The organism is Paenibacillus glycanilyticus NBRC 16618 (assembly GCF_004000805.1).
Lineage (GTDB): Bacteria > Bacillota > Bacilli > Paenibacillales > Paenibacillaceae > Pristimantibacillus > Pristimantibacillus glycanilyticus.
In genome coordinates this window covers 1-12,862 of sequence record NZ_BILY01000017.1, presented here as the reverse complement: position 1 = coordinate 12,862, position 12,862 = coordinate 1, and the positions used below count along the sequence as shown (strand labels likewise).

Here is a 12,862-nt window from a genome sequence, read left to right as displayed (position 1 = left end):
CACTAAACGGAGGATACTTAAACATGCGTAAAGCTAAGATTGTATGTACGATTGGACCTTCCAGCGAATCGTTGGAAAACACGAAAAAACTGATTAAAGCGGGTATGAACGTTGCCCGTCTGAACTTCTCCCACGGCGACTTTGAAGAGCATGGCAACCGGATTAAAAACATCGGTATCGCAAACAAAGAGCTTGGAACTAACGTAGCGATTCTGCTCGACACCAAAGGTCCGGAAATTCGTCTCGGCAAGCTGAAAGAAGAGCCGATCGAGCTGGTAGCAGGCGAGCGCGTTGCTCTGACAACGGAAGAGATTCTGGGCGACATTAACCGTGTGCCTATTACTTACGACAACCTTCCTAACGATGTTTCCGTAGGTTCGACTATTCTGATCGATGACGGCTTGATCGGCCTGACGGTTGAAGAAGTTCAAGGCACTGAAATTATTTGCCGCATCAACAACAGCGGTCAAATCAAGAGCAAAAAAGGCGTTAACGTTCCCGGCGTTGCGATTTCCCTTCCCGGCATTACGGAAAAAGACGCTAACGATATCATCTTCGGTATCGAAATGGGCATCGACTTCGTAGCGGCATCGTTCGTTCGCAAAGCAAGCGACGTGCTTGAAATTCGCGAGCTACTTGAGCGCCACAATGCAAGCCACATCCAAATCATCTCCAAAATCGAGAACCAACAAGGCGTTGACAATCTCGATGAGATCCTGGAAGTTTCCGACGGCCTGATGGTTGCCCGCGGCGACCTTGGCGTTGAGATCCCGGCTGAAGAAGTACCGCTGGTACAAAAAACAATGATCGAAAAATGTAACCGTGCCGGCAAACCGGTTATCACGGCTACTCAAATGCTGGATTCGATGCAGCGCAACCCGCGTCCTACACGCGCTGAAGCAAGCGACGTAGCGAACGCGATCTTCGACGGCACGGATGCAATCATGCTCTCCGGCGAAACAGCTGCCGGTAAATACCCGGTTGAAGCGGTAACAACAATGTCCCGTATTGCCGAGCGTGCGGAAGCGGCTCTGGAATACCGTGAAATCTTCACGAAACAAGCTAACGCTCAACAAACTTCCGTAACGGAAGCAATCAGCCAAGCGGTTGCGGTATCCGCTCTGGACCTGAACGCTGCGGCTATCGTGACTTCGACGCAAAGCGGCTTCACGGCTCGCATGGTATCCAAATACCGTCCGAAAGCGCCAATCATCGCGGTAACAAACGATGAAAAGGTTATGCGCCGTCTGGCTCTGATCTGGGGCGTTAAACCGGTTCTTGGCGAAATCGCTGAAACAACGGACGCCATGTTCGAGAACGCGGTTGATGGCGCAAGAAGCACGGGCTTGATCAGCCTTGGCGACACAATCGTTATTACGGCAGGAGTTCCGGTTGGCCGCGCAGGTACAACGAACCTGATCAAGATCCACCATGTTGGCGAGCTTCTGGCTCAAGGACAAGGCATCGGCAGCCAAACGGCTACAGGCCGCATCGTTGTTGCCCGCACGCCTGAAGAAGCAAATGCACGCGTAACTTCCGGTTCGATCCTGGTTACGGTATCGACGGATAAAGAATATATGCCTGCTTTCGAAAAAGCGGCTGCCGTTATTACAGAGCAAGGCGGCATTACAAGCCATGCGGCTGTATGCGGCATTAACCTGGGTATTCCGGTTATTCTGGGCATCTCGAATGCAACGGAATTGCTGATGGACGGTACGGAAGTAACGGTCTACGGCGAGACTGGCGTTGTTTACTCCGGACAAGCTAAAGTCCTGTAAGAACGAATTTCATATTTCTCTTAAGAAGCAGAGAAGAACAGAAGCGAGGGTGAGCATTCACCGTCGCTTTTGTTTCACGTATAGGGAAATACAAATACATATGCACGGTTTATTGCACGATTTATGTTTGCGTTTTGTAAAGAAAGCTAATTTTTTTCGCCTCAAGTTCGTAATAATATAGGGGGTAGCTTCATCATGCCGTCACAGCAATGGTTCCTTCATCCTCTGCGCGTTCGTTATCAGGAAACGGATCAAATGGGGGTTGTTTTTCATGGCAATTACATAACCTGGTTTGAAATCGGCCGTACCGAGCTGATCCGTTCAGCGGGGTATGATTACAAAACCATTGAGCAGCAAGGCCTGCTGCTTCCGGTGGTGGATCTTGAGTGCCGATACGCGCTGCCGGCCCGTTATGACGATACGGTGCTGATTTGCACTCGTATTTCAGATTTTTCGCCCGTGCGTCTTTCCTTTGAATCGGAAATCCGCAAGGTAAACCTGGAGCAATTCCATCCCGCTATTGTCAATCAATACGAGGATCTTCCGGGGGAGAGGCTGGTAGCCGGCGGAACGAAGCATGTCTGGGTAAACGAAAAATGGCGGCCTGCAAGACTAGACAAGGGCCTGCCTGAATTATATGCTTTGCTCCAGTCCATGGCATAGTTCTTCTCATTTCTTTGTTTCCTTAATCAATTCGCTGTAAGCGGAGGTTGTTTCGAGCCCTAGTGCAACTATTGCGAGCAATCGACCGAAACAACCGGAGCGTTAACCTGATCTTTACAAATCGTTAATATTCCTATAATAGTCATCAGTCATAATAGGGGCATAATTGGGGAGGCGTGAGGAATGACAAGACAATTGTCCCACTATGTGAACCGGGATTTAAGCTGGATTGAGTTTAACCGCAGAGTGCTCCAGGAAGCACAGGAGTCGAATAATCCACTGCTTGAACGCGCCAAATTTTTATCCATTGTATCCAGCAATCTGGATGAATTCATGAGTGTAAGGGTAGCCGGCATTCAGGACCAGATCCGCGCGGGCTATACGAAGATGGATTTCACGGGCTATACGCCAGCGGGACTCTGGAAAAGGCTGATCAAACGGACGACCCAGATGGTCTATGATCAATACAAAACGTACCGGGAAGTGTTCCGCTCTCTCGGTCGGGAAGGCATTATTATTTCATCCGTCAAGGAACTGAACGTCAGCCAATCCAAGGCGGTGTCGGAATATTTTCAGGAAATTGTTTTCCCCGTGTTAACCCCGATGGCCGTTGACCAGAGCCGCCCGTTCCCCCTCGTACATACGAAGGAGCTGTATCTGGCGGTGCTTTTGCAACGGGAGGATTCGGACAAGGATGATGAGCCGCTGTTCGCCATCGTGCAGGTTCCTTCGATTCTGCAGCGTTTCGTGCCTGTGCCAGGCCGGACAAACAGCAAAAAGATGGAGTTTGTGCTGCTCGAGGATCTTATCGAAAATCATATTACGACCTTGTTTAACGGTTACGTTCCGTTCGCCGTTCATGCGTTCCGCATTACGCGCAATGCCGATCTTACGCTGAATGAAGACGGGGCGGAAGACCTTCTGGAGGAGATCGAGAAGGAGCTGCGCAGAAGACGCTGGGGCATTCCGGTGCGGCTGGAAGTCGCGAGAGGCATGCATCCGATGGCGCTTGAGATTTTGAAGGAAGAACTGGAGATTGAAGATAACCTGATTGAGATTGACGGGCCACTGGATCTCAGCTTCCTGATGAAATTCGCTAACTCGCTGCCGGGCTACGACAACCTTCGCTACAGCCGTCTTGAGCCGGTGTACCCGCATGAATTCGACGAGACGGACGATATGTTCGAAGTGATCCGCCAGCGCGACGTGCTGATGTATCACCCTTACGAATCGTTTGAAGCGGTTAATGATTTTATCGATCTGGCAGCGGAAGACCCTAACGTACTGGCTATCAAAATGACCTTATACCGCGTCAGCGGCCAATCCGCGCTTGTACAGGCTTTGTCCAAGGCGGCGGAAGCCGGCAAGCAGGTCACCGTCGTTGTGGAGCTTAAGGCAAGGTTTGACGAGGAACGGAATATCGCCTGGGCACGCCAGCTGGAGAAATCGGGCTGCCATGTCGTTTATGGCCTTGTCGGTCTCAAGACGCATGCCAAGATATGTCTCGTTGTCCGCAGGGAGATGGGTACGCTGCGCCGTTACGTCCATGTCGGAACCGGCAACTATAACGACAGCACGGCCACTTTGTATACGGATATCGGTCTATTTACTTCCCATCCGATTATCGGCAGCGATGCCTCGGCCTTATTTAATGAAGTGACCGGCTATTCTTCGCCATATGAATGGAAGGCGTTCGGCGTTGCTCCGACAGACTTGAAGGAGAAGCTGTTCCGGTTAATCGACCGCGAGATTGCTAACGCCAAGCAGGGCAAAGGGGCTCATATTATTGCGAAGATGAATTCCCTTTCCAACCAGGAAATGATCGATAAGCTGTACGAAGCTTCGCAGGCCGGGGTCAAGATCGACCTGATTGTCCGGGGAGTATGCTGCCTGAGACCGGGCGTGGCCGGACGCAGCGAGAATATTCGCGTAATCAGCATCGTGGACCGGTTCCTGGAGCATGCGAGGGTGATGTACTTCCATAACGGCGGAGATGAAGAAGTCTACTTGTCGAGTGCGGACTGGATGACGAGGAATTTGACGCGCCGGATCGAGCTGATGAGTCCGGTATTTGACGAGAACCTTCGCAAAACCTTGATCAATATGCTGCAGCTTAATTTGGACGATAACGTGAAAGCCCGCGAGCTGCAGGCAAACGGCACCTACGTTCATGTGAAGAACGAAATGATGCCGTTCCGCAGTCAATTCGAAGCCAGATCGATTCCGCAGTGGAAAAATTACGTATAGTCGGGAAGGGCCAGGACGGGAGTTAGTCCCCAGAGCTTTTTGAAATCGGAGGACAGCTCCTCGACTTCCCGGGCTTCAACCGCCAATGTTCCTTCGGAACGCACAGGATTAAGCAAAAGCTGGCTGCCGGACTGGACCGCTTCCAGCCGGCCGATGGCTTGCGTCTCGCTGCGGTCAAGCGCTGCCGCGAGCTGAAGCAGAATGCCAAGCTTATGGATGCTATCATAATCGGATTCGCCCAGCAGTTCCTTGTACTCAAAAAGCTGCTGGCGGGTCCGGTTTTTGCTTTTATAAGAGGCAATAGCCGCAATCATGAGAATTTCCCGATGGGCAAGCCCGTTCAAATGGGAATTCACGATGAGATAAAACGTATGCTTCGCGTATTCATAATAATCAATGGAGGCGCCGATCCGGAACAAGGTGGAGGCGGCATCAAGCAGCACTTTTGCCCGGTTCGGAAGCAGATGCACGGGTCTAAGCTCATCGTAGAGCTGCAGGGCCAGACGGTTTACCTGCATCACATGCTGTTTCGGCGCGGCCGGATGCAAAGCGCTTACGTTCTGAAGGCTGAATGCGAGCACATCCTGATGAATGGAACGCCCGGGAAAACGGGTCGCATAGAACAGACCGTCGCGAAGGCCGGAGCCGCAGATGCGGTAATGGCTGGTCTTCAGCAGGCGGAACAAGGTGCGGAGCACCGCAATGCCGGGCACGATGACGTCTGCGCGGTCCTTGGACAGACCCGGGAATTTCTTGCGTCTGTCGAGCGGCGTTAGGTACAGCTCCTGGAACAGGGCATCCGCATCGGGCCCCGTCATCGGATAATTGTGTGTTTGGGTAAAAGGATACTTCGTCGCAGCTTGATGAGTTTTACCCATAGCGCGTGCGGTTCCGCCAACCCCGATCAGCGGCAGGGAGGGGGATTTCGTCAGCCAAGGCTCGTTTTTGACGGCTTCGGAGACCAGCGCTTCAATGCTTTTAAGTCCCTCTTCGTTCAGCGTTCCTTTTACCGCGTACTTCCGGTTGAGGCTGACGCAGCCAAACGGGAAAGATACCGATTGGACAAGATGACGGCCGCGGAATAGGGATACCTCCGTGCTTCCTCCGCCGATATCAACAAGAAAGCCGTCCTGCACATCCATGGCGTTAATCATGCCAAGAAAGCCGAAGGAGGCTTCTTCTTCGCCGCTTAGCAGTTCTATCGTAAGGCCGGTTTCGGATTTAATCGTTTCCAAAATATCTGCCTGGTTTGCCGCATTGCGGATAGCGGCCGTGGCCACCGCGCGGATATGTCCGGTCCGGTTATGAGCGCAGATCATCGTAAAATGGTTTAGCGTGCCGAGCAGCTCGGTAATCGCATCCGTTGCCAGAATGCCGTTGTCATCAACCCGCTCCGCGAGACGGGCAGGACGCTTGCCTCCGTCAATGACGCGATGCGCGCCGTTAGCGGTCCGCTCATAGACGACAAGGCGGACTGAGTTCGAGCCGATATCAATGATGCCAATTCGTTGTTCTGTCATCGTGGTCCTCCGTGCTAGTTATTTCTTCTATTCTATCACATTGAAATATGATTACGTTAAGCGAGTATTTTTGCGCGGAATAGGGAAAAATGCGTCTGGAGCAATTCGTGCGAAATTTGTGGAAGAAAGGGAATGAAAAAAAACTTTATAGCGCTGATAAAGCATTTCTATGTCCGGTTTTGTTCACTTCGCTGATAAAATCATTTATGATTAATAGCGACGAGAGGTTTACTATTTTTGGCGAATAACTTTTCAAGTTAGAGGAGAGAGAACGAATGACAGCAACTAAAGGTCTTGAAGGAATTGTGGCCGCTTCTTCGTCGATCAGCTCCATTATCGATGGAGTCTTGACATATCGCGGTATTAATATTGATGATCTTGCAGAAAATGCGACATTTGAAGAGGTTGCCTACCTGCTGTGGTACGGCAAGCTTCCTAATCGTTCCGAGCTCGAAGGCTTGCAGCAAAAGCTGGATCAACACGCGGCTATCCCTGCGCAAGTGATCGAACAAATAAAATTGTATCCGCAAGGCACTAACTCGATGGCAGCGCTTCGCACAGCGGTATCGAGCCTTGCTCTGTACGACGAATCCGCAAACGACATGTCTCCCGAAGCGAATCAGCTGAAAGCAATCAAGCTGCAAGCTCAGCTTCCGACAGTTGTTGCCGCTTTCGCCCGCATCCGCGAAGGCAAAGAGCCTATTGCTCCTAAAAAAGGCGTATCGATCGCTTATAACTTCCTGTACATGCTGACTGGCGAAGAGCCGGCTGAAGTAGCGATCAAAGCATTGGATCAAGCATTGGTCCTGCATGCCGACCACGAGCTTAACGCTTCGACATTCGCAGCACGCGTAACCGTTGCGACATTGTCCGATATCTACTCCGGCGTAACTTCCGCAATCGGCGCGCTGAAAGGCCCTCTGCATGGCGGCGCTAACGAAGCGGTAATGGTCATGCTCGAAGAAATCGGTTCGATGGCGAACGTTGAAGGCTACATCAACAACGCGCTTGCGAACAAACAAAAAATCATGGGCTTTGGCCACCGCGTCTACAAAGACGGCGACCCGCGCGCGAAGCACCTGCAAAAAATGTCCCGCGAACTGGGCAAACTGACAGGCAACATGGAGCTGTACGAGATGTCCATTAAGATCGAAGACATGGTTACCGGCCAAAAGGGTCTGAAACCAAATGTTGATTTCTACTCGGCATCGGTTTACACTACATTGGGTATTCCTCGCGACCTGTTCACGCCGATCTTTGCAATCAGCCGCGTTTCGGGATGGAGCGCGCATATCCTTGAGCAGTACGAAAACAACCGTCTGATTCGCCCTCGCGCTGATTATGTCGGCCCGGTTAACGCGAAATATATTCCAATCGAGCAGCGCTAATTACAAGGCGCAGCTTACATACCTTAAGGAGGATTTATTCTAATGGCACAATTCGAGAAATACGCCCTTCCAACAGAAGGCGAGCAAATTACAATTGATAACGGTACTCTCCAAGTACCTAACAACCCAATCATTCCTTTCATCGAAGGCGACGGCACGGGCCGCGACATCTGGCGCGCATCGAAACGCGTTCTTGACGCAGCTGTAGAGAAAGCATACGGCGGCAGCAAAAAAATCGCTTGGTACGAAGTATTCGCAGGCGAAAAAGCATTCAACGAATTCGGCGAATGGCTGCCAGCTGACACGCTGACTGCAATCCGCGAATACATCGTTGCAATCAAAGGTCCTTTGACAACTCCAATCGGCGGCGGTATCCGTTCCCTGAACGTAGCGCTTCGCCAAGAGCTTGACCTGTACACTTGCCTTCGTCCTGTTCGTTACTTCGCTGGCGTACCATCCCCGGTTAAACGTCCTGAGCTGGTTGACATGGTTATCTTCCGCGAGAACACGGAAGACATCTATGCTGGTATCGAGTACCAAGAAGGCTCCGAGCAAGTGAAGAAAGTGATCGCGTTCCTGCAAAACGAAATGGGCGTTAACAAGATCCGTTTCCCTGAAACTTCCGGTATCGGCATTAAGCCAGTATCCAAAGAGGGCTCCCAACGTCTTGCCCGCGCTGCGATCGAATACGCGATCAAGCATGGCAAGAAATCCGTTACTCTGGTTCACAAAGGCAACATCATGAAATATACAGAAGGCGCGTTCAAGAACTGGGGCTACGAAGTGGCTGAGCAAGAGTTCGCGGACAAAACTTTCACTTGGGGTCAATATGACCGCATCAAAGAAGCAGAAGGCACAGACGCTGCTAACAAAGCACAAGCGGAAGCGGAAGCTGCTGGCAAAATCGTCGTAAAAGACGCGATTGCCGACATCGCTCTGCAACAAGTTCTGACTCGTCCTACTGACTTCGACGTAATCGCTACATTGAACCTGAACGGCGACTACCTGTCCGACGCTCTGGCTGCTCAAGTTGGCGGTATCGGTATCGCGCCAGGCGCTAACATCAACTACCTGACTGGCCATGCGATCTTCGAAGCAACTCATGGTACAGCTCCTAAATACGCAGACAAAGACGTAGTTAACCCAGGTTCCGTTATTCTGTCCGGCGTTATGATGCTTGAGCATCTGGGCTGGCAAGAAGCGGCTGACCTTATCTACAAAGGTATGGAAACTTCGATCAACAACAAAACTGTTACTTATGACTTCGCACGCCTGATGGAAGGCGCTACTGAAGTGAAATGCTCGGCATTTGCTGACGAAGTAATTAAAAACATGTAGTTTACACAAAGCGGGGGCATTTTTGCCCCCTCTTTTTTTTCCATAAAACCAGCCTTTTACGCTTATCTTCTATCTTATTTGGATGACTTTTGGCAATAATGCAGATGTTAATACAAGTATAGGAGGGTTACATTAATGGCTATTAAACGCAGAAAAATTACAGTTGTAGGCGCAGGCTTTACAGGTGCAACCACGGCTCTGATGGCCGCTCAGAAGGAACTTGGCGATATTGTGCTGGTCGATATTCCGCAACTGGAGAATCCGACAAAAGGCAAAGCGCTTGATATGCTGGAATCCACGCCCGTTCAAGGCCTGGATGCCAACATTACGGGTACATCCAATTACGACGACACGAAGGACTCCGACGTTGTTATTATCACGGCCGGCGTTGCCCGCAAGCCCGGCATGAGCCGCGATGACCTGGTTAACACCAATGCCGGAATCGTCCGCTCGGTATGCGAAAGCGTAAAGGCGACAAGTCCAAATGCTTATGTCATTATTCTCTCTAACCCGGTGGATGCCATGACTTACGTGGCTTACCAGACGCTTGGTTTTCCTAAAAATCGCGTGATCGGCCAATCCGGCGTTCTGGATACCGCGCGTTATTGCACCTTTATCGCGCAGGAGCTGAACGTCTCGGTAGAGGATGTGCGCGGCTTTGTGCTTGGCGGACATGGCGACGATATGGTGCCGCTCGTTCGTTACTCCAATGTCGGCGGTATTCCGATCGAGAAGCTGATCGCGGCTGACCGCATTGAAGCGATCGTGCAGCGTTCCCGCGTTGGCGGCGGCGAGATTGTTAACCTGCTTGGCAACGGTTCGGCCTACTATGCGCCTGCGGCATCGCTTGTACAAATGACGGAAGCGATCCTGAAAGACAAGAAACGCATTCTGCCGGTCATTGCCCTGCTTGAAGGCGAGTACGGCTATAACAATCTGTTTATGGGCGTGCCTACGATTATCGGCGGAGACGGGATCGAGAAGGTTATCGAGCTTGAACTGACCGCGGAAGAAAAAGCGGCTCTGGACAAATCGGCCGAATCCGTTCAAAATGTAATTAAAGTAGTGACGGGCTAACCGATAGGCCATACACTCATAAAGTTTCGTTTGGGAGGACCCTGACACTTAGCTGCCAGGGTCCTTATTGTGATTACGGAAGGGGGAATCGACGTGCTTCAGCAGGCACGGAGCGAGCTGAAAAAGGTCTACGGATACGATACGTTTCGTCCAGGCCAAGAGGATATTATCGAAGGAATATTGGAGGGGCGCGATACGCTTGCCATTCTGCCAACAGGCGGAGGGAAGTCGATCTGTTATCAGATTCCGTCATTGCTTATGCCCGGGACCTCTATCGTTATTTCGCCGCTCATCTCGTTAATGAAGGATCAGGTGGATGCTTTAAACCGGCTTGGCGTGCCGGCGGCGTTTCTGAACAGCTCTCTTGGGGCGGAGGAGTACCGGACCATCCTGCGTAATGCGCTTCGAGGCGAGTACAAGATGCTGTACGTGGCGCCGGAGCGGCTGGATGCTCCTATGTTTACGACCTTGTCCGAGCAGCTCCACATCCCGATGATTGCGATCGACGAAGCCCACTGCGTGTCGCAGTGGGGGCATGATTTCCGTCCAAGCTACCGGCAGCTGGCCGGCTGGATCGGAAAAATGCCTAACCGTCCGCTAGTGTCGGCATTTACGGCAACGGCAACGCAGGAGGTAGCTGCAGACATTACGGCGATGCTTGGTTTGCGGGAACCGAATGTTTTCGTGACCGGCTTTGCAAGGCCTAACCTGTCTCTCTCGGTTGTAAGCGGAGGGGACAAGAAAAACTTCCTGCAGCAGTTTTTGCGCGAGCGCGAGGATCAATCCGGCATTATCTATACGGCTACGAGGAAAGAAGCGGAGCAGGTGCAGGAGCTGTTGGTTCGAAAAGGGATTGCGGCGGGTAAATATCATGGCGGGCTGTCCGATACGGAGCGGGCGGAGACGCAGGAGCGCTTCCGGTTTGACGAGCTACGCATTATGGTAGCAACCAACGCTTTCGGCATGGGGATCGACAAGCCCAACGTCCGTTACGTGATTCACTGGCAGATGCCGGGCGATATCGAGTCTTACTATCAGGAGGCGGGACGTGCCGGCCGGGACGGCGAGGAGAGCGAATGCGTGCTGCTGTTCGAACCGCAGGATGTCCAGGTACAGCGTTTCCTGATTGAACAAGGCATGGGCGATGAATACCGGAAATCGGTCCAGCTGTCCAAGCTTCATAACATGATGAACTACAGCCGCACGCAGCGCTGCCTTCAGCAATACATCGTTGATTATTTCGGCGAAAAGGGCGTTGAGCCTTGCGGAAAATGCAGCAACTGCCTAGATAAAAGCGAGCTGGTTGACCGGACGGCCGAAGCCCAGAAAGCCTTATCCTGCGTAGGACGGATGAAAGGGCGGTTTGGCGTTACGATGGCGGCCAAGGTGCTCAAAGGCTCGAGGGATAAACGTCTGCTCGAGTTCGGTCTCGACCGACTGACCACTTACGGGCTCTTCAGCAATTGGCCGGAGAAGGAGATTGCCGATTGGCTGTATTGGCTGGTAGCGGAAGGGTATCTCCGGATGAGCGAAGGGCAGTATCCGACCGTATCGCTTACGGCAAGCGCCCTGCCGATCCTGGAGGGCAAGGAGACCGTGATGCAGCGCCTGCGGACCAGCGTTCGCCGAAGCGCCTCGGGAGACGGCGGAGCAGCTTCTTCTCCGCTGTTTGACGCCCTCAAGCAATGGCGCAAAGAAGCGGCGGCAAGAGAGAATGTGCCTCCGTTTATGCTGTTCTTCGATGCGACGCTGAAGGAACTGGCCGATGTCCGGCCCGTTACGGAGGAGCAGCTGATGCAGACGAAAGGGATTGGCGCAGCCAAGGCAAGCAAATACGGCGAGGAAGTGCTCGCCATTATCCAGGCTCATGCCGGAAGCGAGGGCGGTACCGCTACGGCTAGCATCAGCGCAGCGCCAAGGCGGCAGCCGGCAGCGCGCCCTCCGGCATCCTGGGAGGAAACGCCAAGCCATGTTCAGACGCTGGAGCGGTTTAATGCCGGCCTGGAGACTGCGGCTATCGCGGAAGAACGTGGACTCAGCCGGGTAACGATAGAGGGCCATTTGATCCGCTGCGCGGAAGAAGGGCATGAGCTCGATTGGAGCCGGATCATTCCGGAGCAGTACGAGGACCGGATTGTACAGGTCATCGGGGAGCTGGGCTGGGACAAGCTGAGGCCTCTTAAAGATGCTCTTCCGGAGGAAGTCGACTATTTCGCCATCCATGGAGTAATCGCCAAACACGGCTTTAAGACGAAATCTTGAACATTGCCGAAAATGCCCTTGAAATGCCGTATTCCTTAAGGCTCGGCTTTGTGTTTCAGACAGGCATTTAGTATACTTATTGGTAGATTACGCATATGCAGGAGGGTATTTCATGAATGATGTGTTTTTCTTTTTACACTTGCTAGGGGCAGTCGGGATGGGCTTTTATATCGTCCTTCCGATCATGATTGGCAAAGCGACTAAGCTTGCCGGCCTCGGACAAGGCGGACTGGCTGACGGTCTCGTATCGGCAAACCGGATTGTGCAATATGCGCTTATTATTCAGCTGCTGACGGGCGGTTACCTGATGTCCCAGGCGGATTATTCCGTTGCCTGGATGATTATCGTAACGATCCTGTTCCTTGCGATCGCTGCGATCTCCGGCATTATGTCGAAGCCGCTTAAGCGTATCGTATCCTCGATTCAGGACGGACAAAGCGCGACGGGTCATATCGCGAAAGCACGCACGTTCAGCTTGATCGTATTGGTTCTTTACGTGGTTGTAATTTATTTCATGGCTTTCCCTATGTACAAGTAACAATCCACGCTTACGAAGTAAGAATTACTACAGTAGTCAGAGAACGACTAT

General features: G+C 52.1%; 9 protein-coding genes. 8 read left to right on the top strand and 1 reads right to left on the bottom strand.

Annotated elements, in window-relative coordinates:
- Nucleotides 1–23 precede the first annotated feature (23 nt).
- The 3 genes from pyk (at nt 24) to PGL01S_RS15105 (ending at nt 4,688) form a co-directional block, all read left to right on the top strand.
- Nucleotides 24–1,778, top strand: a complete 1,755-nt coding sequence (gene pyk, locus PGL01S_RS15115) for a pyruvate kinase (RefSeq protein ID WP_127495449.1) — start codon at nt 24–26, stop codon at nt 1,776–1,778.
- Nucleotides 1,779–1,973: 195 nt separating this feature from the next.
- Complete coding sequence (locus PGL01S_RS15110) at nt 1,974–2,441, top strand: acyl-CoA thioesterase (protein WP_127495448.1); 468 nt, start codon at nt 1,974–1,976, stop codon at nt 2,439–2,441.
- A 183-nt stretch (nt 2,442–2,624) separates the two neighbouring features.
- Nucleotides 2,625–4,688, top strand: a complete 2,064-nt coding sequence (locus PGL01S_RS15105) for an RNA degradosome polyphosphate kinase (RefSeq protein ID WP_127495447.1) — start codon at nt 2,625–2,627, stop codon at nt 4,686–4,688.
- Here the strand turns inward: PGL01S_RS15105 and PGL01S_RS15100 are convergent.
- Nucleotides 4,679–6,208 carry a Ppx/GppA phosphatase family protein gene (locus tag PGL01S_RS15100; RefSeq protein ID WP_127495446.1) on the bottom strand — a complete coding sequence of 510 codons (1,530 nt, stop codon included), beginning with the start codon at nt 6,206–6,208 and terminating at the stop codon, nt 4,679–4,681. The two genes, PGL01S_RS15105 and PGL01S_RS15100, sit on opposite strands and share 10 nt — an antisense overlap.
- Before the next feature lie 275 nt (nt 6,209–6,483).
- On the opposite strand from PGL01S_RS15100, the gene citZ reads away from it, so the two are divergent.
- From citZ to PGL01S_RS15075, 5 genes are all read left to right on the top strand, one after another.
- A complete protein-coding gene (gene citZ, locus PGL01S_RS15095) occupies nt 6,484–7,596 on the top strand; it encodes a citrate synthase (protein WP_127495445.1) in 1,113 nt (370 codons plus the stop codon).
- A gap of 42 nt (nt 7,597–7,638) precedes the next feature.
- Nucleotides 7,639–8,934 (top strand): NADP-dependent isocitrate dehydrogenase, encoded by a 1,296-nt coding sequence (gene icd, locus PGL01S_RS15090; RefSeq protein ID WP_127495444.1) that lies wholly within the window; start codon nt 7,639–7,641, stop codon nt 8,932–8,934.
- A gap of 135 nt (nt 8,935–9,069) precedes the next feature.
- The gene (mdh, locus tag PGL01S_RS15085; protein WP_127495443.1) at nt 9,070–10,011 is read left to right on the top strand and encodes a malate dehydrogenase; all 942 of its coding nucleotides are present in this window, start codon (nt 9,070–9,072) and stop codon (nt 10,009–10,011) included.
- 93 nt (nt 10,012–10,104) lie between these two features.
- The gene (recQ, locus tag PGL01S_RS15080) at nt 10,105–12,273 is read left to right on the top strand and encodes a DNA helicase RecQ (protein WP_127495442.1); all 2,169 of its coding nucleotides are present in this window, start codon (nt 10,105–10,107) and stop codon (nt 12,271–12,273) included.
- A gap of 112 nt (nt 12,274–12,385) precedes the next feature.
- A complete protein-coding gene (locus PGL01S_RS15075) occupies nt 12,386–12,811 on the top strand; it encodes a hypothetical protein (protein ID WP_127495441.1) in 426 nt (141 codons plus the stop codon).
- Nucleotides 12,812–12,862: the final 51 nt, after the last annotated feature.

Bases quoted from the DNA above. Each gene is read 5' to 3' on its own strand.
- pyk (WP_127495449.1), top strand. From the start codon at position 24: ATGCGTAAAGCTAAGATTGTATGTACGATTGGACCTTCCAGCGAATCG.
- mdh (WP_127495443.1), top strand. From the start codon at position 9,070: ATGGCTATTAAACGCAGAAAAATTACAGTTGTAGGCGCAGGCTTTACA.
- PGL01S_RS15110 (WP_127495448.1), top strand. From the start codon at position 1,974: ATGCCGTCACAGCAATGGTTCCTTCATCCTCTGCGCGTTCGTTATCAG.
- PGL01S_RS15105 (WP_127495447.1), top strand. From the start codon at position 2,625: ATGACAAGACAATTGTCCCACTATGTGAACCGGGATTTAAGCTGGATT.
- citZ (WP_127495445.1), top strand. From the start codon at position 6,484: ATGACAGCAACTAAAGGTCTTGAAGGAATTGTGGCCGCTTCTTCGTCG.
- PGL01S_RS15100 (WP_127495446.1), bottom strand. From the start codon at position 6,208: ATGACAGAACAACGAATTGGCATCATTGATATCGGCTCGAACTCAGTC.
- icd (WP_127495444.1), top strand. From the start codon at position 7,639: ATGGCACAATTCGAGAAATACGCCCTTCCAACAGAAGGCGAGCAAATT.
- PGL01S_RS15075 (WP_127495441.1), top strand. From the start codon at position 12,386: ATGAATGATGTGTTTTTCTTTTTACACTTGCTAGGGGCAGTCGGGATG.